This is a genomic window from Bacillus sp. FSL R7-0166 (assembly GCF_038008935.1).
In the GTDB taxonomy this organism is placed as follows: domain Bacteria; phylum Bacillota; class Bacilli; order Bacillales; family Bacillaceae; genus Bacillus; species Bacillus altitudinis.
Window position 1 is genome coordinate 1,202,150 of the sequence record NZ_JBBPAC010000001.1, and the last position, 23,717, is coordinate 1,225,866.

The 23,717-nt window shown below is 41.8% G+C and carries 27 protein-coding genes; 19 read left to right on the top strand and 8 right to left on the bottom strand.

Translation table 11 applies throughout. The annotated features are described in order from the left end of the window. The first annotated feature begins 89 nt into the window (after window positions 1–89). A complete protein-coding gene (locus NST01_RS06115) occupies window positions 90–914 on the top strand; it encodes a methyl-accepting chemotaxis protein (protein ID WP_025207197.1) in 825 nt (274 codons plus the stop codon). A gap of 40 nt (window positions 915–954) precedes the next feature. On the opposite strand, the gene NST01_RS06120 is transcribed toward NST01_RS06115, so the two are convergent. Beyond that, window positions 955–1,326 (bottom strand): DUF5412 domain-containing protein, encoded by a 372-nt coding sequence (locus NST01_RS06120; protein WP_017359605.1) that lies wholly within the window; start codon window positions 1,324–1,326, stop codon window positions 955–957. 244 nt (window positions 1,327–1,570) lie between these two features. Here NST01_RS06120 and NST01_RS06125 point away from each other — a divergent pair, with 244 nt between their 5' ends. Then, on the top strand, window positions 1,571–2,194 hold the full coding sequence (locus NST01_RS06125; protein WP_007498897.1) for a poly-gamma-glutamate hydrolase family protein: 624 nt from the start codon (window positions 1,571–1,573) through the stop codon (window positions 2,192–2,194). On the opposite strand, the gene NST01_RS06130 is transcribed toward NST01_RS06125, so the two are convergent. Next, window positions 2,185–2,769, bottom strand: coding sequence for an ImmA/IrrE family metallo-endopeptidase (locus NST01_RS06130; RefSeq protein WP_249476627.1), 585 nt, complete (start codon window positions 2,767–2,769; stop codon window positions 2,185–2,187). The genes NST01_RS06125 and NST01_RS06130 overlap by 10 nt on opposite strands. 311 nt (window positions 2,770–3,080) lie before the next feature. Between NST01_RS06130 and NST01_RS06135 the strand changes: the two genes are divergently transcribed. Continuing rightward, window positions 3,081–3,980, top strand: a complete 900-nt coding sequence (locus tag NST01_RS06135) for an N-acetylmuramoyl-L-alanine amidase (protein WP_144625973.1) — start codon at window positions 3,081–3,083, stop codon at window positions 3,978–3,980. Here NST01_RS06135 and NST01_RS06140 read toward each other — a convergent pair. The 6 genes from NST01_RS06140 to NST01_RS06165 form a co-directional block, all read right to left on the bottom strand. Then, window positions 3,969–4,100 (bottom strand): hypothetical protein, encoded by a 132-nt coding sequence (locus NST01_RS06140; protein WP_255201815.1) that lies wholly within the window; start codon window positions 4,098–4,100, stop codon window positions 3,969–3,971. The two genes, NST01_RS06135 and NST01_RS06140, sit on opposite strands and share 12 nt — an antisense overlap. A 99-nt stretch (window positions 4,101–4,199) precedes the next feature. Next, window positions 4,200–4,376 (bottom strand): type II toxin-antitoxin system SpoIISB family antitoxin, encoded by a 177-nt coding sequence (locus NST01_RS06145; RefSeq protein WP_008346289.1) that lies wholly within the window; start codon window positions 4,374–4,376, stop codon window positions 4,200–4,202. Then, a complete protein-coding gene (locus tag NST01_RS06150; RefSeq protein WP_017359599.1) occupies window positions 4,345–5,115 on the bottom strand; it encodes a type II toxin-antitoxin system SpoIISA family toxin in 771 nt (256 codons plus the stop codon). Before NST01_RS06150 ends, NST01_RS06145 begins: the two co-directional genes overlap by 32 nt. A gap of 148 nt (window positions 5,116–5,263) precedes the next feature. Next, window positions 5,264–6,262: an inorganic phosphate transporter gene (locus NST01_RS06155; RefSeq protein WP_017359158.1), complete on the bottom strand. Its 999-nt coding sequence runs from the start codon at window positions 6,260–6,262 to the stop codon at window positions 5,264–5,266. Window positions 6,263–6,277: 15 nt separating this feature from the next. Then, the gene (locus tag NST01_RS06160; RefSeq protein ID WP_017359157.1) at window positions 6,278–6,895 is read right to left on the bottom strand and encodes a DUF47 domain-containing protein; all 618 of its coding nucleotides are present in this window, start codon (window positions 6,893–6,895) and stop codon (window positions 6,278–6,280) included. Window positions 6,896–7,101: 206 nt separating this feature from the next. Further along, the gene (locus tag NST01_RS06165) at window positions 7,102–7,560 is read right to left on the bottom strand and encodes an ASCH domain-containing protein (RefSeq protein WP_035392337.1); all 459 of its coding nucleotides are present in this window, start codon (window positions 7,558–7,560) and stop codon (window positions 7,102–7,104) included. A gap of 227 nt (window positions 7,561–7,787) precedes the next feature. Between NST01_RS06165 and ggt the strand changes: the two genes are divergently transcribed. The 16 genes from ggt (at window position 7,788) to NST01_RS06245 (ending at window position 23,679) form a co-directional block, all read left to right on the top strand. Next, window positions 7,788–9,542, top strand: a complete 1,755-nt coding sequence (ggt, locus tag NST01_RS06170) for a gamma-glutamyltransferase (RefSeq protein WP_017359155.1) — start codon at window positions 7,788–7,790, stop codon at window positions 9,540–9,542. 276 nt (window positions 9,543–9,818) lie between these two features. Beyond that, the gene (locus NST01_RS06175; protein ID WP_341042530.1) at window positions 9,819–10,832 is read left to right on the top strand and encodes a sulfate ABC transporter substrate-binding protein; all 1,014 of its coding nucleotides are present in this window, start codon (window positions 9,819–9,821) and stop codon (window positions 10,830–10,832) included. Between the two features lie 11 nt (window positions 10,833–10,843). After that, window positions 10,844–11,689 (top strand): sulfate ABC transporter permease subunit CysT, encoded by an 846-nt coding sequence (gene cysT / locus NST01_RS06180; RefSeq protein ID WP_144625967.1) that lies wholly within the window; start codon window positions 10,844–10,846, stop codon window positions 11,687–11,689. Between the two features lie 5 nt (window positions 11,690–11,694). After that, window positions 11,695–12,564: a sulfate ABC transporter permease subunit CysW gene (cysW, locus tag NST01_RS06185; RefSeq protein ID WP_081114899.1), complete on the top strand. Its 870-nt coding sequence runs from the start codon at window positions 11,695–11,697 to the stop codon at window positions 12,562–12,564. A 15-nt stretch (window positions 12,565–12,579) separates the two neighbouring features. Beyond that, complete coding sequence (locus NST01_RS06190) at window positions 12,580–13,311, top strand: sulfate/molybdate ABC transporter ATP-binding protein (protein WP_170916879.1); 732 nt, start codon at window positions 12,580–12,582, stop codon at window positions 13,309–13,311. Between the two features lie 240 nt (window positions 13,312–13,551). After that, complete coding sequence (locus NST01_RS06195; RefSeq protein WP_008346265.1) at window positions 13,552–14,019, top strand: PTS sugar transporter subunit IIA; 468 nt, start codon at window positions 13,552–13,554, stop codon at window positions 14,017–14,019. 50 nt (window positions 14,020–14,069) lie between these two features. Further along, the gene (locus NST01_RS06200; RefSeq protein WP_007498866.1) at window positions 14,070–15,443 is read left to right on the top strand and encodes a PTS galactitol transporter subunit IIC; all 1,374 of its coding nucleotides are present in this window, start codon (window positions 14,070–14,072) and stop codon (window positions 15,441–15,443) included. Between the two features lie 19 nt (window positions 15,444–15,462). Then, window positions 15,463–15,741 (top strand): PTS sugar transporter subunit IIB, encoded by a 279-nt coding sequence (locus NST01_RS06205; protein ID WP_008346262.1) that lies wholly within the window; start codon window positions 15,463–15,465, stop codon window positions 15,739–15,741. A gap of 62 nt (window positions 15,742–15,803) precedes the next feature. Beyond that, window positions 15,804–16,250, top strand: coding sequence for a hypothetical protein (locus NST01_RS06210; RefSeq protein ID WP_008346260.1), 447 nt, complete (start codon window positions 15,804–15,806; stop codon window positions 16,248–16,250). After that, window positions 16,247–17,278: an alcohol dehydrogenase catalytic domain-containing protein gene (locus NST01_RS06215; protein ID WP_056704882.1), complete on the top strand. Its 1,032-nt coding sequence runs from the start codon at window positions 16,247–16,249 to the stop codon at window positions 17,276–17,278. The genes NST01_RS06210 and NST01_RS06215 overlap by 4 nt, the downstream gene beginning before the upstream one ends. Window positions 17,279–17,458: 180 nt before the next feature. Next, complete coding sequence (gene pdhA, locus NST01_RS06220) at window positions 17,459–18,442, top strand: pyruvate dehydrogenase (acetyl-transferring) E1 component subunit alpha (RefSeq protein WP_008346257.1); 984 nt, start codon at window positions 17,459–17,461, stop codon at window positions 18,440–18,442. 31 nt (window positions 18,443–18,473) lie between these two features. Beyond that, window positions 18,474–19,454, top strand: coding sequence for an alpha-ketoacid dehydrogenase subunit beta (locus tag NST01_RS06225; RefSeq protein WP_026050078.1), 981 nt, complete (start codon window positions 18,474–18,476; stop codon window positions 19,452–19,454). 17 nt (window positions 19,455–19,471) lie between these two features. Further along, window positions 19,472–20,794, top strand: a complete 1,323-nt coding sequence (locus tag NST01_RS06230; protein WP_108611577.1) for a dihydrolipoamide acetyltransferase family protein — start codon at window positions 19,472–19,474, stop codon at window positions 20,792–20,794. 12 nt (window positions 20,795–20,806) lie between these two features. Then, on the top strand, window positions 20,807–22,207 hold the full coding sequence (gene lpdA / locus NST01_RS06235; RefSeq protein ID WP_341041674.1) for a dihydrolipoyl dehydrogenase: 1,401 nt from the start codon (window positions 20,807–20,809) through the stop codon (window positions 22,205–22,207). Window positions 22,208–22,220: 13 nt separating this feature from the next. Next, the gene (locus NST01_RS06240; RefSeq protein WP_046526584.1) at window positions 22,221–22,916 is read left to right on the top strand and encodes an SDR family NAD(P)-dependent oxidoreductase; all 696 of its coding nucleotides are present in this window, start codon (window positions 22,221–22,223) and stop codon (window positions 22,914–22,916) included. Next, on the top strand, window positions 22,894–23,679 hold the full coding sequence (locus NST01_RS06245) for an SDR family NAD(P)-dependent oxidoreductase (RefSeq protein WP_108611579.1): 786 nt from the start codon (window positions 22,894–22,896) through the stop codon (window positions 23,677–23,679). The genes NST01_RS06240 and NST01_RS06245 overlap by 23 nt, the downstream gene beginning before the upstream one ends. Window positions 23,680–23,717: the final 38 nt, after the last annotated feature.

Sequence of the window (23,717 nt, forward strand, 5' to 3'; positions counted from 1 at the left end):
AAAAAACTTCAATCTTGATCATTATTTTTAAAAAATAATGATCAAATTTAAGAGGAATGACCGATAAATACATTAAGGGGGTAGAGAGAATGGATATACTACAGAGTATTGTAACCGCAGCACCTTATATGATGAAGATTTTAAAAGATGAAGTGACGATGGGTGTCATTGATCGAGAAAAATTCTTGCTGTATTTGCCATCAAAAGATGTGGATTTTCAGATACGGAAAGGAGATCCCATTAAACCAGATGATCAGAATATGAAAAATGCGCTTAGAGGAGAAACATCAAGTACATTCGTACCTGAATCGGTGTATGGGACGCCTTTAAATGCAATGGGATTGCCGATTTTCGATGAAAATCATCAAGTCATTGGTGCAATCGCTTTAGGTTTTCCGCTTAAAAATCAAATAGAACTCGAGGCGTATATGGAGTCATTGAACGACATCATTCAAAGTATTCAAGAAAAAGTACATGTGGTGGCGGCTCATTCAGAAGAGCTCTCTGCGACAAGTGAGGAAATGACATTCCAAACACAGCAAACACTTGAAAGCTCGAAGAAAACTTCAGATATTACAAAAATGATCAAAGGTATCTCTAAACAAACGAGTTTGCTAGGATTGAATGCTTCAATTGAAGCGGCCAGGGCAGGAAAAGAGGGAGCGGGTTTTAGTGTTGTAGCGAGCGAGGTTCAAAAGCTCTCAAGCGAAACCTCACGTGCAACGGAAAACATAGAAAGCTCATTGCAAGGGATTTCCTCTAATATACATACATTACTTGAGAGTATGGGCCATATGAAAGGGTCATCTTCAGAACAAGCTTTATTAGTGACGGAGTTTAGTGAAATTGTAGACAGGTTGACGACAGTTAGCAAAGAAATGAAAGAATTTATGCAAAAGGTGATGTCAACGTAAAAAACGAATCCAAAAAGGGTTCGTTTTTTTTGCTGGCTCGTTATTTTCTATTTTTCTGATCAAAGCGATAATCGTATGTTTCACCTTTGACCACATTTAAAAACTCATGTCCAATTTGAACGAGCTGTGCATTTTCCCATTTGATCAGTGGATCTTTATCAGGGTACTTCCAGTAGATTGTTTTCTTGTGATGGGTGAGTTTGTTTTCAATTTCTGCTCTGACCGCATTCTCTTTTAGCTTTCCTCCGCTATGTCGATATGTGTTAATGGTATAGGTTCCATCAGGTGATGATATCGAGCGGATGAATGTTCCGTGAGACACGCCTTGAAGAGAGAAGCATTTCCAGTAAATAATTCCGGCGAAGCTAAGACATAAGATGGCAAGGATGATGGTGGTTTTCTTTTTAAACATGAATTCCTCCAGGTATAGATCGCAATATTCTAGTATATGAGAGAGAATACAAAAAGATTCATATAGTCCAAAAGTTCTATTCATTTCAATTATCGGTCATTTTTTCTCAACATTCAACAGTTAGCCCGAAAAGGTAAGGAAAATTTAAGGATGCATTCAGATCACACTGGTCATTCGAAAACACTTTACAAAAGAATTTGCGATCAGTAGACTTATGCTCATATAGAGAAATGGGGCAGATGGAATGAATCAAATCATAGATACGTATCAAAATTATGAAGAGCTTTCCGCTCATGAAAGAAAAGGGATTGACTATCAGATTCTTCATCAGCGGAAAGGGGATCAGCTTCTCGTCCTGTCACCTCATGCGGGAGGAATTGAATCTGGCGTGAGCGAGCTGGTCCATGAAGTAGCAACCGATTATTCTATGTATTTATTCGAGGGCCTTAAAGTGAAAGGCAATCATGTTCTTCATATTACGAGCACACGTTTTGATGAGCCGATTTGTCTTTCTCAAGTGCATACACATCATTATACGTTTGCACTCCACGGCTATGGAGAAACAGACGTCCTACAAACTTTAGTTGGCGGTACCGACAGGGAAAAAGCTGCTGAAACAGTGAAGCGTCTCACACAAAATGGCTTCCATGCCTTACTTTTATCTGAGTCGGATCAATTTGCTGGAACACATCCTCAAAATATTAATAATCAGTGCCTCACAGGAAAAAGTGTTCAAATTGAAATTAGCCAAGCTCAGAGAAGAGCTTTCTTTCAAGACTTTAGGCGGAGCCGTAGGCGTGATACACAAACCGAACAATTTTATCAATACACAAATGTACTGAAACAAGTGTTAAGCCTTTATGAATAAACTTCTGACGTCACGTGTGCTGACGCTTTTGTTTGATACGCAGCTTCATTTTCTGCGACCTTGCCTGCTCTCATTAAATAAGAAGTGAATTCTTTTTGAAATTGAATGCCGGCTCTTCGCTGTTCAAATAGAGCAAGCCGTTTTTCAGCAAAATCCCGAGTGACATGAAATGTTTGAGCAATATGCAAAATGGCTTGCTGCCTAAGGTTTGGGAGCGTCATTTGCAGCAGCATAAAAGTCGGAACACAAAAGTGATACATGAATTGTTTTGCTTGAAACTCTTGCAGTTCTCGAAAGAGCTTGTGCATGTTAAAGTGGTTGCCTGTATGCTTCAGCACATGACAAAGCTCGTGGGCGAAATCCTGCCACTGTTCTTCTGACGATAAGGCTCTGTTTAAAATAATACTGTAAAGACCTTGATGTTTGATCATCATGCTGCCAGTATCCTCGTAGTGTACCCATACATGAAATTCAGCTGCGATCCTATGCATGTCTACATAGGCAGGACCGCTTATTTGCAGTTGAGTGTATAACCGTCTAATATCTTCTTCTAAATGGGTTAAAAAATAAGTCATGTCAAAACCTCCATACAAACGTATGTTCTATTTTTGCCGTAAAAGAAAAGTCCATATAGGACTAAATGGCTAATAAAGCTATCGCTTACTTTTTATATCGGCTTATTTTTAACAATTTTAACATAAAATCAAAGAAAATTGGAAGTTTTTCCTGTTTTTTTGTTCTATTTTTTATTTTTTACAAAGATAAAACGGCGATTGAATTCAAATTTTACCATAGTCTTATGATGAAAACAAACAAATTTGTCTTACGTTTGCCACCGATTGATGAGCAAGATCAAACATCAATTTAACAAAAAGGAGTGCAAAACATGGTACAAATTTATCAAGATTTTATTCCAGTTGGAAACGGAAATCGGCCAGGATATGCTATGACGCCGCTTTATGTAACTGTGCATAACACAGCCAATACATCTAAGGGAGCTGACGCAAAAAGTCATGCAGCATATGTCAAACGCTCAACAACAGAGGTAAGCTGGCACTTTACAGTGGATGACAGAGAAATTTTTCAGCATCTCCCTTTAAATGAAAATGGGTGGCATGCTGGGGATGGACATGGAGATGGCAACCGAAAATCGATTGGCATTGAAATTTGTGAAAACGAAGATGGAAACTTTCAACAAGCTGTCAAACATGCCCAGTGGCTTATTCAAAAGCTTTTAAAAGAACATGGCATTCCATTAGCAAATGTGGTGACGCATCAGCATTGGTCAGGAAAAACATGTCCACGTCTGCTGCTAGCTACATGGGATGAATTTAAAAGAGGAATTGAGACTGCAGGTGATCCGGAAACGGTGATCACATATGTGGTGAAAAGCGGGGATACGCTAACGAGTATTGCCAAAGCCCATGGTGTCACAGTGAGTGATTTACAGACATGGAATCAGATTAGTGACCCGAACATGATTCGAGTTGGACAAGTTCTCAAGATTTATCTTGCAGAAGAAAAGCTCAGTTATGAACTGCCGGATGGGGTGTTAAAGGTGACATCACCTCTGATAAAAGGGGAGCATGTACGTCTCGTCCAAAAAGCGCTTGCTGCTGTGTATTTTTATCCTGACAAAACAGCTGCAGATAAGGGCATTGATGGCGTTTATGGGGAAAAAACAGCCAATGCCGTCGCGCGATTTCAACTGATGAACGGTCTAACAAGTGATGGAGTATACGGTCCTAAAACAAAAGTGAAGTTGCTTCAACTATTAAATCAGTGAGTCTTTCTTTTTGGCCGCTTGAATGACGGCTTCACTTTTTTCATGTAATCGGCAGATATAAGGGGATGGCTTAAATTCAGCAAACTGAACATACCTCAATTGTTTAAGTTTCTTTTTCATATTGGCACCTCAATCGTTGCAGCAGTTGGTTTTATTGTATGCAAGTAGATGTGAAAACGGAAGTAGGACGCGGATGATGTTCCGCGTCCTTTAGTGTAATCAAGCTTTTTTATTTTTATACTCATCTAGGAGCTGTTCATTCTTTTTGAAAATACGCTCCGTATGGGGACTTACTTTGTAATCAGCCATACTAATATGGCGCTTTTTCTTTAAAATCTTAAATGGGTTTTTCTTGCGATTGTTATTATCCCCTTGAAGTGCGTGTTCCATCTTCATCACCTTCCTCTTCGTCAGGCAAGATTAGGTCATAAATCGTTGTAAGTGAAGTCATTAATAAATAGTCGAATTCAGTGACAATTTCCTCAGAGGTCAGCTTAATCACAAAGTGAGCATCCGCTACTGAAAACGGGATGAGAACCAATTTGCCGAAATCATCGTAATACACTTCCTGCCTGTCAAGCTTTGCTTGAATGAGCGCTCTCTGATCAAGTGTCCGCAGCAGGTCATCTTTTTGCTCCTGCGTATCATAAGGACAAAGAACTGCTTGAATATTCATTTTTTCTGCAAAAGAATAGATCAGTCGTTCAATTCCCTCTATATAAGCTTCTATACTTCCATAATATACATGGATCGGTTCGTTTTTCAATAGGTATTGGTACGTTTTTAGTTTATTGAGGTAAGAATGAAGCAGGTCGTTATTTTGTTCTAGGAGTTGATGGGTGTCGGTTTCAAGTTCATGATTTCCTAGTTTTTTAATATAGGAGCTGAGGAAAATAAAGGCATCAGTTAATGCGAAAAAAACAGCAATAATCAGGTAGTGCATCCAATCGGTGAAGATTGAAGCAGGGTCATTTGTCCAGTACACAACAGCACCCGCTACATAAATCCAATACCACGTTTTACGAATCGCAAACATCTTTTCTTTTACTTTTTGTTCAAAGCGCCATACCGCAAATACATATACAGCAAGAGCACCTAGCAATAACCAAACAGTCAATTGAAAAAATAATAGCATGTTCTTCTCTCCCATAGACAGATGGATACTTATTTATTTCTATGGATATGTTTGGAAACCCTGCTTCATGAAAAAATGGCTTGCAGAAAAAAAGAGCATTTAAGAATGCAAACAAATAAAAAAAGACCTGTTAGACAGGTCTTTGATATTAGAGAATCGCATTTAACACAAAGTATATAAGTGCCCCTAGAGTTCCCGAAATCGGTAATGTGATCACCCAAGTGACAAGCATACGTTTTGCCGTACCCCAGTTGACTCCTTTTACTCTATGTGCAGATCCTACACCTAGAATAGAAGATGAGATCACGTGAGTGGTACTAACCGGTAAGTGAATAAATGTTGCACCGAAGATAATAGCTGCACCCGTTAAGTCTGCAGATACTCCGTTTACTGGACGAATCTTCATGATTTTACCGCCGACTGTTTTAATAATCTTCCAGCCGCCAATAGACGTACCTAGTCCCATTGCAAGCGCACAAGAGAATTGTACCCAGAAAGGAATGTCGTCTGTTGTATGCAAATTACCTGCAATTAAAGCCATCGTAATAATTCCCATCGCTTTTTGCGCATCGTTTGTTCCGTGGGTATACGATTGCAGTGCAGCCGTTAAAATTTGAACACGTCGGAATTGTTTATTTGTTTTTGCGAGATTGTTATTTCGGAATATAATTTTGATAATGGTATACACGATATATCCTAAAACAAAAGCCAGGATAGGTGAAAGCAAAAGTGCTTGAATGATTTTAATGAATCCCGAATAGTTTAAAGCGCCAAAACCAGCAGAGGCAATAACAGCTCCTGCAATTGATCCGATCAGTGCGTGTGAAGAACTACTCGGAATCCCGTAATACCAAGTAAGCAAGTTCCAAGTTATCGCTGCAATTAAAGCAGCCAAAATGACGACAGATCCGTTTTGAAGTGTAAAAGGATCTGCGATGTCTTTTGTAATGGACTTTGCCACACCTGTAAATGTCATTGCTCCTAAGAAGTTCATAAACGCTGCCATAATAATAGCATGTCTAGGCTTTAACGCCTTTGTTGAAACAGAAGTAGCAATGGCATTTGCTGTATCGTGGAATCCGTTAATGAAATCAAAAGCAAGTGCACAAATGACAATAAGTATGGTAAGGATGAGTAATGTATCCATGTTTAACTAACCCCGTTACGCATTCTTCATAATGATTGTTTCTAGATTGTTGGCAACACTTTGACAGGAATCTGCGATTTCTTCAAGTGTTTCGTAAATTTCTTTGTATTGAATGACCTTAATTGGATCTGTTTCTTTTCCAAACAAGTTCTTTAGTGATTTGCGGTGAAGATTGTCACAATTATGCTCAATCTCTTTAATTTTGATTGCGTGCGGATGAATATCTTTCAAGCGATTATCAGCCAGTAATTCAATAGTCGTTAAAATTTCTTTCGCACATTCTCTGATGTAGTGGCTGAATTTGTCGATATGTTCGTCAGAGCTTGTAATTGAATAAATTTCTAAAGTTGCTGAAAAATGCTCAATGCCGTCTAAAACATCGTCGAGGCTATTCGTCAATTGAAGAATGTCTTCACGTTCAATCGGTGTAATAAAGGCTTTGTTCAGCTCTTTAATCATGGTATGAACATGATTATCACCTTTTGTCTCATATTCCTTCAATGTGTCAGAAAATTCTTTCAGAGTGGTTTGATTTGTTACTTTATAGCTAACAAAATACTCAGCAGTTTCATCTAAATTTTTAGCAATTTCCGTTAACAAGACGGAAAACTTGTCTTTTTTCCTTTTTAACATGTAAAAACCCTCCATTGTATAAATGAGACAATGCACACATCAAATAATTATATATTCTTTTGTCGAAAAAAAACAGGTGTAGTCGAAAATTTCTTCACTTTTTCTATTTGATCTTATTCTGACCTAAAGATGTGATCTCAACTCACCTTTTTCAGAAAGGGGAAAAGAAAGCAAAAAAGCGGACCATTTTTGGCACCGCTTAAAAGTTAAGAAGCTGAATAAACAAGCTTAAATCGCTCACAAACAAGAAGCATATCTTCCTTAAATGTTAATCCGTACGGCTTAAGGGCTTCTGTGAAAAATTCTTCATGTTCTTTGTACCAATAGTCATATGAAAGATCGCCTTCACCTTCTGCTTTTGCAAATGATTCAGGAACTTCATTCATTGGCATGATATCTACTTGTGTGATCTCTATGATGGCTTTTGGTTCCTCCCTGCTGTCCAAAATGACCGCATATTGACCGGGTTTTGGAAGAGGCTCTTGTTCTTTTTCGTAAAAAAGGTATCCAGAACAAGTGGCTGTTTTTTTTCCTTGTTGTACAAGGTCAAGCAAGTGATCTGGATCTGCGCCAAATGCCCAAGCAGAAACAGAGGCGTGATCAGGAGTTTTTTCTGATTTTTCTTCCCAATAAGATTCCCAAAATAAAGTGCTTTTGTGGTTCATTCTTTTTCCCCCTTTGTTAAGAGATTATTATATCGTGAAGTTTCAAACTTGGAAATCATATGTCTTTATTACTACGAACTGTGCATGTCATATGTTTTGAAAACATGCGTTTTGTTTGGCAGATATAGGATGATAGAATGAAAAATTTTGAAATTTTAGAATAATCTATTGTATTCTGGTCAAGAAGTCGGTAAGGTCAAAGTAAGAATATGGAAGGGGTGTTGTTCATGAAACGCATTTCTCTAACTGTTTTGTCCATATGTCTGTTTGTTTTCTCGTTTTTCCTGCCGGTCAGCCAAGTCACTGCAAACGAAACTCATGGGAATAAAGTAGCTGTTGGCAAAGATGGTATGGTGGCTACTGCACATCCGCTTGCATCAGAGATTGGTGCTGACGTATTGAAAAAAGGTGGGAACGCAGTGGATGCTGCTGTTGCCATTCAGTACGCACTTAACGTAACAGAGCCAATGATGTCTGGAATTGGCGGTGGCGGATTTATGATGGTTTATGATGGGAAAACAAAGGAAACATCCATCATCAATAGCAGAGAGCGAGCACCACAGGGCGCAACACCTGACATGTTTTTAACAGATGATGGAAAAGTGATTCCGTTTGCTGAGCGATCTACACATGGAAATGCGGTAGGTGTTCCAGGGACTGTAAAAGGTCTTGAAGCTGCATTAGATAAGTGGGGTACTCGTTCTATGAAGGAATTGATTGAGCCCTCCATTCAACTTGCAGAAGATGGTTTTGAAATTGATTCTGTCTTGGCAAAAGCGATTGATGATCATCAAGGAAAATTGAAAAAAACGGCCGCAGCGCCAATTTTTCTTCCAAATGATCAGCCGCTCGAAGAAGGAGATCTGCTTGTACAGCCAGGTCTTGCAAAAACATTTAAACTCATTGCGAAAAAAGGAAGCAAAGCATTTTATGAAGGAAAAGTAGCAAAGGCACTTGCAAATACAGTTCAAGATTTTGGCGGGACGATGACTTCAAAAGATATCAAACGTTATGAAGTCAAGACTGACAAGCCAATCTGGGGAGACTATAAAGGATATCAGCTTGCAAGCATGCCTCCACCAAGCTCAGGCGGGGTGTTTATGCTACAAATTCTCAAAATACTTGACCATTTTAACCTGTCTCAGTATGACCCCAAATCATTCGAAAAATATCAGCTGCTTGCTGAAACAATGCACCTCTCCTATGCTGACCGAGCCGCATATGCCGGCGACCCCGAATTCGTAGATGTTCCACTAAAAGGACTATTAGACGATGATTACATTTCAGAAAGAGCCTCTCTCATTCAATTAGATCAAATGAATCGCAGCCCGAAAGAAGGAGATCCTTGGGCATATGAGGATGAAAAAAATCCATCCCCAATTGTTCCTCAGCCGGAAGATAAAACCATTGGTGAGACGACCCATTTTACTGTTGCAGATCAGTGGGGAAATGTTGTGTCATTCACCACTACCATTGAACAATTATTTGGTACAGGGATTCTTGTTCCAGAGTATGGATTTTTCTTAAATAATGAACTAACTGATTTTGATGCACGACCTGGCGGTGCAAATGAAGTCCAGCCAAATAAACGTCCATTATCAAGTATGACCCCGACGATCATTTTTAAAGATGGAGAGCCTGTCATGACTGTTGGATCTCCTGGTGGAACGACGATCATTGCTTCTGTTTCACAGACGATTCTCAATTTACTTGAATATGACATGGAGCTTCAGGATGCGGTAGAAGAGCCAAGAATCTACACAAACAGCTTAACTTCGTATCGTTATGAAGTAGGTGTCCCTCTAGATGTAAGAACAAAGTTAAATGATATGGGTCACCAGTTTGGCAGTTCGCCTATTGATATAGGGAATGTGCAAGCTTTACTGATTGATCGAAAAGCAGGGACATTTACTGGAGTAGCTGATTCAACGAGAAATGGAACTGCTGTTGGTGTCAATCTAAAGGTAGCTGCAGATCAATAGCATTTCCCGGGAAAAGAAGCGCCTCATCAAGAAGGCGTTTCTTTTTTTCATTAAAATAAAAACACAGTTGACACCTGTGAATAGTTTGAATAATATATAGACTAACATCAATCATACATAGCTGATCGGACAACCGAAGGCTCTTGGCATTGACGTACAGGACTTTTTTGTACTTCAATCGCTGAGGGCCTTTTTTGCGTATAGAACTGAAAACGGCAAGGTTGGTGTCACTATTCAATGTGAAAGGGAGCGGATAACGTGAAAAAATGGATATGGATGTCTATTGCGATCACACTTTTCATCATCACAAGTGCTGCATGCTCAAATGCGAATGAAGCCTCAAATCAAAAGGGAAAGGTTGAGCTGTTGAATGTGTCATACGATCCTACCCGTGAATTGTATCAGGAATACAATCAAGCCTTTCAGACTTATTGGAAAGAAAAAACCGGTGAAGATGTGACAATCCAGCAGTCTCATGGAGGGTCGGGTAAGCAGGGGAGATCGATTATTGATGGACTCGAAGCAGACGTGGCTACACTTGCTCTTGGGTACGACATTGATGCCATTGCAGATCGAGGGCTACTTTCAAAGGATTGGCAAAAAGAATTTCCGAATCAGTCCACACCTTACACGTCTACGATTGTGTTTCTTGTGAAGAAAGGGAACCCCAAAAATATTAAAGACTGGGATGACTTGCTTCAGCCAGGTGTATCTATCATCACACCAAATCCAAAAACGTCAGGCGGTGCAAGATGGAATTATTTAGCCGCATGGGCATATGCAGATAAAACCTTTCATGGGGATGAAGAAAAAACGAAGGATTTTGTGAAAAAGTTATATGAACATGTCGAGGTGCTCGATTCAGGTGCTCGTGGTGCCACAACAACTTTTGTCGAGCGCGGTCTTGGTGATGTGTTAATTGCTTGGGAAAATGAAGCCTATTTAACACTGCATGAATTAGGCAAAGACAAATTTGAGATTGTCAGCCCCTCCATTAGTATTTTAGCAGAGCCGCCCGTTGCCGTTGTCGACCAAAATGTGAAACGAAAAGGAACAGAGAAAGTGGCAAAGGCTTATTTAGATTATTTGTATTCTAAAAAAGGACAGGAAATTGCGGCGAAAAACTATTATCGACCAAGAAATCAAGAAGTGCTAAACAAATATAAAGATCAATTTAAAGAGATTGATATGGTGACCATTGATCAGGCATTTGGCGGATGGCGAAAGACGCAGAAAAGATTTTTTGATGATGGCGGATTATTTGATCAAATATATAGCGGACAAAAATAGGGGGCGACGTGATGAAGAAAGGCTATACTGCCGTCAATAAAAGAAAACGTGTATTGCCTGGATTCGGGCTGAGTCTCGGAGTGACACTTGGTTATGTCAGTGCGATTGTCGTGATTCCTTTATCTATGGTATTTATTTGGACGGCTTCATTAGGAGCAAAAGGAATTTGGAATGTCTTTAGTGATGCGCGGGTGCTAAAGTCGCTGCAGCTTACGGTTACGACTTCTTTTGCAGCTGCACTCATCAATGCAGGTTTCGGTGTACTGATCGCATGGGTTCTCACGCGGTACTCGTTTCCAGGAAAGAACATCCTGGATGCCCTCATCGATTTGCCGTTTGCTCTTCCAACGGCAGTGGCTGGCATCGCTTTGACGACTCTTTATTCTCCGAATGGGTGGATTGGGCAATTTTTGCATGTGAAGGTGGCATACACCCCGCTCGGTATTATTTTGGCACTGATTTTTATTGGCGTTCCATTTGTCATAAGAACGGTTCAACCGGTCATTGAGGGGCTTGAGCAGGAAGTGGAAGAGGCCGCAGCTATACTTGGTGCTACAAGAAAACAGACCTTTTTTCATGTACTGCTGCCTGCCTTGTTTCCAGCGGTGCTGACTGGATTTTCTCTTGCATTTGCAAGAGCACTCGGTGAATATGGCTCCGTTGTGTTTATAGCGGGAAATATTCCGTTTAAAACAGAGATTACACCACTGATGATCATGTCTAAGCTTGAGCAGTATGATTATCAAGGTGCCGCAGCCATTGCTTGTTTCATGCTGCTCTTATCATTTGTCATTTTGTTATTGATTCACGGATTGCAGTGGTTTGTCGAGCGGAAAAAACAAGTGGAAGTGAGGTGAGACGATTGGAAAGGGAGCTTCTTAAAGAGCACCGCATCAAGTACAGGAGTCCTGTGACGGAATCAAAAGCGGTGAAGCGTATGTTGATTAGTGTGGTGTATGCTTTTTTGATTTTGTTTTTACTCATGCCGTTGATTGCTGTGTTTTCAAAGGCTTTTGAGAAAGGATGGAGTTCTTATCTTCTTGCCATCTCACATCCAGACACGATTGCGGCAATTAAATTGACTGTTTTCATTGTGATGATCACATTGCCGCTTCAAATGATTTTTGGGGTCAGTGCTGCTTGGCTCATCACAAAATTTCATTTCCCGGGAAAACGTTTGTTAACGACTGTCATTGATCTTCCGTTTGCGGTGTCACCTGTCATTGCAGGACTTGTATTTGTACTTTTATTTGGTTCAAATGGACTTTTAGGACCGTGGCTTTTAGCAAATGGATGGAAAGTGATTTACTCTGTACCGGGGATGATTCTTGCGACCATCTTTGTGACATTTCCTTTTGTTGCGAGAGAGTTAATTCCGTTTATGCAAAATGAAGGCATTCATGAGGAAGAAGCATCGCTTACGCTTGGTGCCAGTGGGTGGAAGACCTTTTTCCTTGTGACACTTCCAAATATAAAATGGGCCCTTTTTTACGGCGCCATTTTAGCGGGGGCTAGGGCAATTGGTGAATTTGGTGCAGTGTCGGTTGTATCTGGTCATATCCGCGGAATGACGAATACGATGCCGCTTCATATAGAAATTCTATACAACGAGTATCAATTCCAAGCGGCTTTTGCTGTGGCCTCTCTCATGGCGTTTGTAGCGGTCATTACATTAATCATCAAGCAGATCATTCAGCAGAGAGATCACAGGCTTGGCAAGCGTTCAAAATGAATGGAGGGATCAGCCTTGGGGATTACAGCGAAACAAATATCAAAGCAATTTGGGCAGACGAAGGTTTTGCAAAACGTGGATTTGACGATCGGAAATGGGGAATTAATATCCTTACTAGGACCATCAGGATCAGGTAAGACGACTTTATTAAGAATTATTGCAGGGCTTGATGATGCGAATGCAGGACAGATCTTATTTGGAGAACAGGATTATACTCACATCCCAGTGCGAAAACGGCAAATTGGTTTTGTCTTTCAGCAATATGCGCTTTTTCGAAATATGACGGTATTTGATAATGTGGCTTTTGGATTGAAGATGAAACCTAGAGGTGAAAGGCTGCCTAAAAAAGACATCAAAGAGCGGGTGCATGAGCTGCTGAAAGTCGTTCAATTAACGCAGTATGCACACCGTTATCCAGAGCAGCTGTCAGGTGGACAAAAGCAACGTGTAGCACTTGCACGTGCTCTAGCCGTTAAACCGAAAGCTCTTCTCTTAGATGAACCTTTTGGTGCACTAGATTCAAAGGTGAGAAAAGACTTAAGACATTGGCTGAAAAAAGTTCATCAAGAATTTCAAATGACGACCATCTTTGTGACGCATGATCAAGAAGAAGCGTTTGATATCGCTGATCGTGTTGTGGTGATGAATGAGGGCAGAATCGAAAAAATCGGCACAAAAAAAGAAATGGCAGAGCAGACAGACAACCTTTTTGTAGCTGAATTTTTAGATATAGGAAGCCATATTTAACAAGAAGTTGATGTGATGTAATGAAAGAGATGCGGCAAAAAGCTGCATCTTTTTTTATAAAAATTTTCCTAGGAACATTGACTTATAATTTCGAATATTATAATATCTTTACAAAGGTAACAGTATTGAACATTTTATAAAACATCTATTTGTAAGCGCTTTAAAAAAGGTTCTATTTTAAAATGTTCATTCTTTTTGTTACATGTGTTCATATTTATACCAAATGAAAGGGGTGGTTGTTTGAACAGTTTGTTTGAGTTAGATCAACAGCTGATTGAGCTGCAATACGAAGCATCTTCAAGTGAGGAGGTGACTGCCTATTTAGCAGAAAGGTTAGAAACTGGAGGTTATATTAAATCGAGCTTTTTACCAGCAGTGCTTGAAAGAGAAAAAACATATCCGACCGGTCTTCCTCTTGCGACCTTTGGGGTAGCCATTCCCCATACAGATCCTGAACATGTAAACAAACCGGCGATCAGTGTAGCGACATTAAAGGAACCTGTTATTTTTCATAAGATGGGAAGCCCTCATGAGACAGTTCAAGCCAAAATTGTGTTCGTTCTGGCAATCTCTGAACCTAGTAAGCAGCTCGTGATGTTAGAGAAACTGATGACGCTTTTCAGAAAAGAAGAAGTGATGACAAGTTTATCTCACATGACATCGTATGAAGAAGCTGTTGATGTACTTCAAAAAGAATTAAACCAATAGCTATTCATGACATAATGTAAGCGCTTTATTTAAAATCAGGAGGTGGATGTATGATCAAGCAAGCCGTCGATTTCATCTTAGACTTAGGGCCAACAATTATGCTCCCAATTATTATGACGTTATTCGGTATGATTTTAAGGCAAGGATTTAAAAAATCCTTCCGTGCAGGTATTACGATCGGAATTGGATTTGTTGGGGTCAATCTGGTCATTAATTTACTTGTAAGCGGTCTTGGACCAGCAGCCAAAGCCATGGTCAATTCACTTGGATTAAAGCTTGATATTTTAGATGTCGGCTGGCCGATTGGAGCCGCCATTTCATTTGGTACACCTGTTGCCCCTTTGATGATTCCTCTTGTGCTCTTGTTAAATGTCATTTTGCTGTCTGTTAACTTTACGAAAACATTGAATGTGGATATTTGGAATTTCTGGCATTTGATTTTCGCTGCTTCTGTTACTTACTACGCTTATCATAATATGTTCTTAGCCCTTGCCGTTGGTTTAATCGTTTCTGCGATTACACTAAAACTAGCCGATTGGACGGCACCGACGATCGAACACCATTTCGGATTAAAAGGCGTATCGATGGCTCATGCTGAAACGGTCAACTTCGCTCCGCTGATGTATGCGTCAAACCGAGTGATTGATAAAATCCCTGGTTTAAACAAAATTCATGCGGATCCAGAAACTTTGAAAAAACGTTTTGGCATCTTTGGTGAACCGCTTGTGATGGGTCTTATACTTGGTATCATTATTGGTCTTCTTGGTGGCTATGATGCAAAAGGTGTCATGACCCTTGGAATTCAAATGGCTGCAGTGCTTGTGTTAATGCCAAGAATGGTTGCTTTATTAATGGAAGGACTTATTCCAATCTCTGAGGGTGCTCGTTCTTATATTCAAAAGCGTTTCCCTGGAAAAAATGTGTATATTGGTTTGGATACAGCGATTGTCATTGGTCATCCAGCGAATATGGCTGTAGCCCTTTTGATGGTGCCAATCACCATTTTGCTCGCTGTTGTCCTTCCTTACAATGGTATGCTGCCGTTTGCAGACTTATCGGTTCTGCCATTTACAGTCGTATGGGCAGTAGCTGCCGCTCGTGGGAATATTATTCGCGGCCTCATTAACAGTATTTTTACTTTAATGATTGTTTTCTTCATTGCAACGAACCTTGCACCACTCGCCACAACAATGGGGAAAGCAGTTGGTTTCGACTTCCCAGAAGGGGCAAATATGATCTCTGGTATCGATCTTGGTTCACACGTCATTCCTTGGATCATGGTGAGACTTCTTGATCCGAGCAATCCTTACTTCATTGCAGCGATTGTCTGTGCACTGGCATATGCGCTTCTTTGGTACTGGGTGCGAAATGATATTAAAAAGCAGTATGCAAAAGAAATGGGCTTAGATCAGAAAGATCAATAAATGAGCTGGAGGGATTCTCATGGCAAAAAAAATATTAGTATCTTGCGGAACGGCAGTTGCAACGTCAACGGTTGTGGCAAAAAAGGTAGAAGAGACATTAAAGGAAAAAGGATACGATGTCATCGTTGAACAGTGTAAGGCATCTGAGGTTCCGCAGAAAGCGGAGGGTGCTGATTTAATTGTGACGACAACGCCTGTTAGTGATACAAAAGGAACACCTGTGATTCAAACGTTATCTTTTTTAACGGGATTTGGTATTGAAGAAGATATTGAAAAAATTATCGATCATATTAAGTGAACGATGATTGCGTGGAGGAGCTGCGAAAGCTCCTTCCATGTCATTTGAAAGGAGGAGCTCTCATGCAGCAGCATGCTTATAGCCGAACGTCTGCCATGTTTTCTATTTTCCTTCCGGCCTTGTTAATATGTGTGTTTTTTCTCTGGTCTCTTTATACGTTGATGTCGGCAGGACCTGAGCCATTAGCTGTGTTAGGTGTCTATACGCTGCCTATCCTTATGCTTTCTAGCATCACTGGCCTGAATCAGCCAACGAATATCATGATTAGTGAAGATGAGCTGAAAATAGGTGCGTTTGGCAGGTGGCACACATATGCCGTGTCCGATATTAAAGGAAAATTGTTTTTAAAACCATATCCTCATATCGGGAAAGTATATGTCAGAGTGGGACCTGCGCGAATATTTGGAGGACGCTACTGGATTTCAAGTGAGATGAGTGAGTACAAGCAGCTCGTTCAATCCTTGCAGAGTCTTGCGACATGTGATGAAAAGGAGGATGCGGCTAAATGAAATCAGCTGTCTTTTATTCTTCAGAGGACATTCGTTACGAGGAGCGGAAGCGGCCAGCCATTGGTGATGATGAAGTATTATTAAAAATGCGTGCCTGCGGGTTATGCGGGACGGATATTTATAAAGCGACACATGAGACGGTACCTCCTGGCACAGTGCTAGGGCATGAAATCGCTGGTGACATTATCGAAACAGGCCGTCACGTCACACATGTTCAAACGGGAGACAGGGTGTATGTAGCGCATCATGTCCCTTGTTTTACTTGTGACTTTTGTCAAAGAGGATTTTATACAATGTGCCCGCAATTTGCAGCCACAAATGTAGAGCCGGGCGGTTTTTCGGAATATATTCGTGTTCCTGCTTTACATGTGAAGCATACAATGGGCAAACTCCCACATGACGTCTCATATGAACAAGGAGCGATGGTCGAACCGGTTGCCTGCTGTCTTCACGGCTTTGAAAGGGCGCCCGTTCATCCTGGAGATTCGGTGTTGATTCTTGGAGCGGGGCAAATTGGCTGCATTCAATTACAGCTTGCCAAATATTATTTGGCTGGAAAAGTGATGATCACAGACGTAAATGAGAACAGGCTCCTTCAAGCAAGAAATCTTGGGGCGGACGTCGCCTTTCATCCAGCATCTGAGCCAGTAGAAAACCGCGTCATGAAAGAAACAGGTGGAAAGGGAGCGGACCTTGTTATTATTTCTGTGGGGAGCAGTGCGCTTTTAAAAGAAGCATTTCAAGCTGTCGCAAGAGGCGGAACGATTTTGGTCTTTGCTCACTTTCCGAAAGGGGATGTCTCCATTCCAGCAGAACGTTTTTTCCATGATGAAGTGAAAGTAGTCGGAGCTTATTCGTCGCATCCATACCATTATCGTGAAGCGCTGGAGCTCTTAAAAGCAAAGGTCGTTCATACAGAAAAAATGGTGACGCATCGATATCCATTAAGTCAGCTTCGTCAGGCGATAGAATGCGCTAGGCATCCAGAAGGTGAAAGCGTCAAAATCATGATGTATCCAGATGAATGAGAATGTACGAGATGGAGAGAAAGAGAAGGTCTTTGGAAAAGGGCTTTGCCTTTCTCTTTTTTTCTGAAAAAAGATGAAAACGCTTAAAAAATAAACGGAAATGCTTGACTTCAATGAGAGTTAAACGTATGATAATTACAAATGTAACACATAAGAACAAATGTAAAGGGGAGAGAAGAAATGCAAAAACAAATCACTTTGCCTGAACAGATTAGTCATGAGAAATTAGCAGATTTATATAAACAAATGTGGTTAGTAAGATATTTTGATGAAAAGGTCGATCAATTCTTTGCTAAAGGATTAATCCATGGAACGACCCATTTATGTGTTGGACAGGAAGCATCGGCTGTTGGATCTATTGCTGTGTTAAAGGATGAAGATAAGATTGTCAGTACACACCGCGGACATGGTCACTGTATTGCAAAAGGTGCAGAGGTCAATAAAATGATGGCTGAACTGTTCGGACGTGAAACAGGTTACTGCAAAGGAAAAGGCGGTTCCATGCATATTGCCGATTTAGAAAAAGGAAACCTTGGGGCAAATGGAATTGTTGGCGGCGGTATTCCACTTGCAACAGGTGCGGCGCTCACGTCCAAGATGAAAAAGGAAGGCTTTGTGGTCCTTTGTTTCTTCGGAGACGGCGCCACAAATGAAGGCAGCTTCCATGAAGCGCTGAATCTTGCTTCCATTTGGGATTTACCTGTTGTGTTTATTTGTGAAAACAACCAATACGGCATGTCTGGTCCTGTGAAAGAAATGATCAACATTGAAGACATCTCAACAAGAGCAGAAAGCTACGGAATGCCAGGGAAAACAGTTGATGGAAATGACATGGTTGAGATCATGAATACAGTAGATGAAGCGGTAAGCCGTGCAAGAGCTGGAGAAGGGCCATCACTCATTGAAATGAAAACGTATCGCTGGAAGGGTCACTCAAAGAGTGATGCGAAAAAATACCGTACACGTGAAGAAGAGACAGAATGGAGACAAAAAGACGGAATTAAACGCTTTAAGTCACTCTTAATGGAGCTAGATGTTCTGACAGAAGAGCAGGCTGCTCGTTTACAAGAAGAAGCGAAGCAAGAGATCGAGGCATCTGTTGAATTTGCGAAAAATAGTAAAGAACCATCAATTGACACACTATTAGAGGATGTATACGCCTAATTAGGAGGGGAATCACGTGACAAACACGACAGTGAGAGAGATTTCATATTTAGAAGCCGTTCGAGAAGCAATGAGTCAGGAAATGAGAAAAAATCAAGATGTCTTCATTTTAGGTGAAGATATCGGCGTATACGGTGGCGCATTTGGTGTCACGCGCGGGATGATCGAGGAATTCGGTCCAGAACGCGTCCGCAATACGCCGATTTCAGAGGCTGCCATCGCAGGAGGCGCAGTCGGAGCGGCTTTGACAGGAATGCGTCCGATTTTAGAACTACAATTCTCTGACTTTATTACAATTGCAATGGATCAGCTTGTAAACCAAGCAGCGAAAACACGTTACATGTTTGGCGGAAAAGGGAAAGTGCCGCTTGTTGTCAGAACACCAGCAGGTTCTGGGACAGGTGCCGCAGCGCAGCACTCCCAAAGCTTAGAAGCGTGGATGGCTCATATTCCTGGACTAAAGGTGGTTCAGCCTTCAACAGCTTATGATGCAAAAGGACTTTTAAAAGCAGCAATGGATGATGACAACCCTGTCATTTTCTATGAACACAAGCTTTTATATAAAACAATTGGTGAAGTACCAGAAGAGCAGTATTCGATTCCTTTAGGGAAAGCGGATGTGAAGAGAAGCGGAAAGGACGTCACAATTGTCGCAACAGCCATTATGGTGCACAAAGCGCTCGAAGCAGCGAAGGAACTAGAAGCGGAAGGAATCGATGTCGAGATCATTGATCCGAGAACGCTCGTCCCATTAGATGAAGAAACCATTATTGAATCTGTGAAAAAAACAGGCAAATGTATCGTTGTGCATGAGGCAGTGAAACGAGGCGGCTACGGCGGAGAGATTGCCAGTATGATAGCGGAAAGTGAAGCCTTCGACTATTTAGATGCACCTATTAAACGACTTGGCGGTCTTGCCGTCCCAATACCGTACAACCCAACGCTGGAAAAAGCAGTCATTCCACAAGTGCCAGATATTATTGAAGCAGCAAAAGAGCTCGTGCGCTCTTAAGTAAAGGGGAGAAGATCATGCCAAAAGAGATATTTATGCCGAAGCTAAGCAGTACGATGGAGATCGGTACCTTGCTTCAATGGTTTAAAGAAGAAGGAGATTCGGTTGAAATCGGTGAGCCTCTATTTGAGATTATGACAGACAAAATCAATATCGAGGTTGAAGCCTATGATGATGGCGTTTTTCTAAAGAAATATTACGAAGCAGATGATCAGATTCCAGTTAATGCTGTCATTGGATATATCGGAGAGGCTAATGAGCAGGTACCGAGCGAGCCGCCAGCGCAGTCAGATGAAGCATCTTCTGAAGACAGCGGAACGTCATCACCATCTGAACCATCTGTTTCGACTGAAGCTGAACCAGCGGTGGGTGAGAAAGTACGCGCAACTCCTGCAGCGAGAAAAACGGCAAAAGATCACCAAGTTGCCATTCACGAAGTATCTGGTACAGGACCAAAAGGCAGAATTCAAAAACGGGATGTCGAAGCGGCCCTTCATACGAACGAGAAAGGCCAGCGCGTATCACCACTTGCAGGAAAAGTGGCTGCTCGTGAAGGGATCGACTTAGCGAATGTTGCTGGTTCTGGCGTCCACGGAAAAATCATGAAGAGTGACGTGAAAGCAGCAGGCGCACAAAAGGCAGAAGCTGCTCCAGTGAGAACACAAAAACTAGCCGGGATGAGAAAAGTGATCGCAGATCGCATGTCACAAAGTGCCTTTACAGCGCCGCACGTCACATTAACAAGTGAAATTGATATGACAAAAGCAAAAGAAGTGCGCAAACAGCTGCTCCCAGCGATTGAAAAAGAGACAGGCTACAGATTGTCGTTTACAGAAATCATCATCCATGCGGTCAGCAGTGTCCTAACGCGCCATCCGCAAATCAATATGACGTTTGAACAAAATGAGCTCCATTTCCATGAGGATGTGCACATTGGTCTTGCGGTTGCTGTGAAAGACGGCTTAATGGTTCCGGTCATCTCTCATGCAAATCAAAAAGGGCTGAAACAGCTCACAAAAGAAGCAAAAGAAATTGGTCGAAATGCACGCGATCAAAAGCTGCTGCCAGACCAGTTGAAGGGGTCTACATTTACCATTAGTAACTTAGGGATGTATGCCATTGACACGTTTACCCCAATTATTAATCAGCCGGAAGTGGCGATTTTAGGTGTTGGACGCATTCAAGAAAAACCTGTAGTGATCGATGGAGAAATTCAGGTGCGGCCAATGATGGGCGTCAGTTTATCATTTGATCATCGAGTGGTAGATGGTGCACCAGCAGCAGCCTTTTTAACAGACCTTAAAAAAGTGCTTGAACAACCATTTGAATTGCTAATGTAGGAGATGAATCGGATGACAAAAACGTATGATCTGACAGTCATTGGCGGAGGGCCTGGCGGATACACTGCCGCCCTTCAAGCCGCTGAACGTGGACACAAAGTTGCATTGATTGAAGAGGATTTTCTAGGGGGGACTTGTTTAAATCGAGGCTGTATCCCTTCAAAGACACTGCTCAAACATGCAGAAGTCATTGAATCCATTGAGAAAGCAAAAAGCTGGGGAATCGAAACAGGTGAGATGGTTCTTTCCTTCGATAAAATGAGAAAACGTAAAGATGATGTCATCGAAAAACTCAGGGGCGGAATCGCCTTTTTATTAAAGCAAGGAAAGATTGATGTATATAACGGCAGAGGCACAGCTGTGACAAAAAATCGCATTGACATTAAAAAACAAGATGGGTCAGAAACGATTGAAACAAAAGAGCTGATCATTGCCACTGGCTCATCACCTGCTATTCCGCCTATTCCAGGGCTCAAAGAGATTCAATTTGACACAAGTGATACGATCTTTGACATCCCAGATATTCCTGCATCTGTCGTCATTATTGGCGGGGGTGTAATTGGTCTTGAGCTGGCATGCATCTTCCAGAGTCTCCAATCAAAAGTCACCATTATAGAAGCCGCTCCGTCGATTATTCCGCAGGAAGATGAAGAAGCGTCGAAATTACTAGAAAAAGAATTGAAGAAAAAAGGCATCCATATCGCAAAGAAAACGACGGTGACAGAGGTAACAGAAAGTGAAGGAGTCAAAGCGATTCATGCGACAGACGATAAAGGAGAGACGCACATCTTTACGGCTGAAAGACTGCTAGTTTGCGTCGGAAGAAGACCAAATGTCTCTGCTGTCAGTCAGCTGGACCTTCAGCTGGATGGTCCTTTTATTAAAGTAAACGATGAGATGAAGACAAGTGCTGAAGGTGTATATGCAATTGGCGATGTAGCCGGCGGCTATCAGCTCGCTCATGCGGCGATGGCAGAGGCAGCTGTTGCGGTTAGCAATATATGCGGCGAGCCTGAAAGAATGAATCACGACATCGTTCCTAGATGTATTTATACATTGCCAGAAGTAGCGAGTGTGGGACTGACAGAGAAAGAGGCAAAAGCCAAAGGGCTAAACGTGCGGGCAGAGCGATTTGATTTAGCTGCAAGCGGAAAAGCGTTGGCAGCAGGTGTTCAAACCGGTTTTATTAAACTCGTGTACGATACCGTATATGGTGAAGTCATTGGCGCTACAATGGTTGGTCCGCACGTAACGGAGATGATATCAGAGGCTTCCTCATTTATGTATTTAGAAGGAACAGCTGAAGAGATGGCCAAAATGATTCATCCGCATCCAACCATCTCAGAAGGCTTTTATGAAGCAGCTCTTGATATTGTGAGTAAGCTGAGAAAATACATGCCAAACAAGGGATAGGGAGGAGATCCGTGTGCACGTCCAGCTTCATCAGAAAGTGGCACTTGTGACAGATAGCACAGATGGATTTGGAGAAGCCATCTGCCTGGCTTTGGCCCGGGCAGGTGCACATGTTTTCATACACGCTTTTCGTGATGAATCAAAAGCAAAGTCGATAAGCGAAGACATTGAAAAATTAGGCGGCCAATCGACTGTTGTCATCAATCCGCTTGAGACACCGCGTGATGCCACGCTGATGCTAAGACAAGTCATCGATACATGCGGCAAACTTGATATTTTAGTCAATCAAGCCGAGCAAACAGCAGATGGGGAGATTGATGACGTAAGTCCTGAGATATGGGTCGATGAAGTGGAAAGGTCCGTAAATACAGTCTTTCTTTCCAGTCAAGCTGCAGTGTGGCATATGGTGGATCAGAAGCAGGGCTGTATCATTAATATTTCCTCATCAGGCAGCATAACAGGTGATGGCGGGATCTCACATGCTACATCAAATAGTATGTTGAATGCCATGACAAAAGGATTAGCGCGCGAATTTAAAGACAAAGGCATCCGGGTATTGGCACTACTTCCGCCGCCTCTCCATTTGCTTCCTGACAAAGAGCAAATCAAGGAGACGGTGGCTCATATGACGGTTTTCTTAAGTACATCGTACGGCGCATTTACAGATGGAGCAGCGATTATGCTTGATGGGGGTGAGAGCGCTGGCTAATCAACAAAAACCAGTTCTCATCGTAGGTGGCGCCCAAGGGATCGGCAAAGAAATTGCTCAGCGTTTTTTAAAAGAAGGGCATCGTGTAGCTGTGTCAGATATAGATGAACAGGGACTTTTGCTTTTAAAACAACAGCATCCTCAGCTGCTGACGTTCCAAGCTGACGTTTCATCGTGGGAAAGTGTTCAGCAAATGGCGTCAGCAGCTGAAAGGGAGTTGGGTGGCATTGGGCATCTTGTCTATTCAGCAGGAATGACGAAATCCCTTCCTTTTTTAGAGGTTGATTTTTCACTTTGGAAAAAGACACTGGCTGTGAATCTATATGGTCTTTTCTACTGCATCAAAGCATTAGCACCCTATCTATGTGAGCGGAATGAAGGCAGCGTCGTCATTATTGGATCAGGATCTGCGATAACAGGCTCTGGCGGCGGCATCCAGTATTACGCATCAAAAGCCGGGGCATTTGGTCTCATGCGTTCGCTCGTAAAGGAATTGGGTTCCCATCATGTCCGCATCAATGTCATTGCACCACGCGTCATTGAATCTCAGATGCTTGATACGCTCTATCCGACTGAGCTTGAGAAAAGTCAGCTTCGATCACTTATTCCTATCGGGAGATTAGGAAAACCAGAAGATATTGCTGGAGTCACTTTATTTCTCGCAAGTGACGAGGGAAGCTATTTGCACGGACAGATACTCTTATTAGATGGCGGGAGAACGTATCAGCCTAAATATAGCGAGGGAAAAAGAGCGGAGAGTTGATCGCTCTTTTTGTCATTTTCATAACAATTGTTCCAATT

Bases quoted from the DNA above. Each gene is read 5' to 3' on its own strand.
- NST01_RS06115 (WP_025207197.1), top strand. From the start codon at position 90: ATGGATATACTACAGAGTATTGTAACCGCAGCACCTTATATGATGAAG.
- NST01_RS06120 (WP_017359605.1), bottom strand. From the start codon at position 1,326: ATGTTTAAAAAGAAAACCACCATCATCCTTGCCATCTTATGTCTTAGC.
- NST01_RS06125 (WP_007498897.1), top strand. From the start codon at position 1,571: ATGAATCAAATCATAGATACGTATCAAAATTATGAAGAGCTTTCCGCT.
- NST01_RS06130 (WP_249476627.1), bottom strand. From the start codon at position 2,769: ATGACTTATTTTTTAACCCATTTAGAAGAAGATATTAGACGGTTATAC.
- NST01_RS06135 (WP_144625973.1), top strand. From the start codon at position 3,081: ATGGTACAAATTTATCAAGATTTTATTCCAGTTGGAAACGGAAATCGG.
- NST01_RS06140 (WP_255201815.1), bottom strand. From the start codon at position 4,100: ATGAAAAAGAAACTTAAACAATTGAGGTATGTTCAGTTTGCTGAATTT.
- NST01_RS06145 (WP_008346289.1), bottom strand. From the start codon at position 4,376: ATGAAGATGGAACACGCACTTCAAGGGGATAATAACAATCGCAAGAAA.
- NST01_RS06150 (WP_017359599.1), bottom strand. From the start codon at position 5,115: ATGCTATTATTTTTTCAATTGACTGTTTGGTTATTGCTAGGTGCTCTT.
- NST01_RS06155 (WP_017359158.1), bottom strand. From the start codon at position 6,262: ATGGATACATTACTCATCCTTACCATACTTATTGTCATTTGTGCACTT.
- NST01_RS06160 (WP_017359157.1), bottom strand. From the start codon at position 6,895: ATGTTAAAAAGGAAAAAAGACAAGTTTTCCGTCTTGTTAACGGAAATT.
- NST01_RS06165 (WP_035392337.1), bottom strand. From the start codon at position 7,560: ATGAACCACAAAAGCACTTTATTTTGGGAATCTTATTGGGAAGAAAAA.
- ggt (WP_017359155.1), top strand. From the start codon at position 7,788: ATGAAACGCATTTCTCTAACTGTTTTGTCCATATGTCTGTTTGTTTTC.
- NST01_RS06175 (WP_341042530.1), top strand. From the start codon at position 9,819: ATGTCTATTGCGATCACACTTTTCATCATCACAAGTGCTGCATGCTCA.
- cysT (WP_144625967.1), top strand. From the start codon at position 10,844: ATGAAGAAAGGCTATACTGCCGTCAATAAAAGAAAACGTGTATTGCCT.
- NST01_RS06200 (WP_007498866.1), top strand. From the start codon at position 14,070: ATGATCAAGCAAGCCGTCGATTTCATCTTAGACTTAGGGCCAACAATT.
- NST01_RS06205 (WP_008346262.1), top strand. From the start codon at position 15,463: ATGGCAAAAAAAATATTAGTATCTTGCGGAACGGCAGTTGCAACGTCA.
- NST01_RS06210 (WP_008346260.1), top strand. From the start codon at position 15,804: ATGCAGCAGCATGCTTATAGCCGAACGTCTGCCATGTTTTCTATTTTC.
- NST01_RS06215 (WP_056704882.1), top strand. From the start codon at position 16,247: ATGAAATCAGCTGTCTTTTATTCTTCAGAGGACATTCGTTACGAGGAG.
- pdhA (WP_008346257.1), top strand. From the start codon at position 17,459: ATGCAAAAACAAATCACTTTGCCTGAACAGATTAGTCATGAGAAATTA.
- NST01_RS06230 (WP_108611577.1), top strand. From the start codon at position 19,472: ATGCCAAAAGAGATATTTATGCCGAAGCTAAGCAGTACGATGGAGATC.
- lpdA (WP_341041674.1), top strand. From the start codon at position 20,807: ATGACAAAAACGTATGATCTGACAGTCATTGGCGGAGGGCCTGGCGGA.
- NST01_RS06245 (WP_108611579.1), top strand. From the start codon at position 22,894: ATGGGGGTGAGAGCGCTGGCTAATCAACAAAAACCAGTTCTCATCGTA.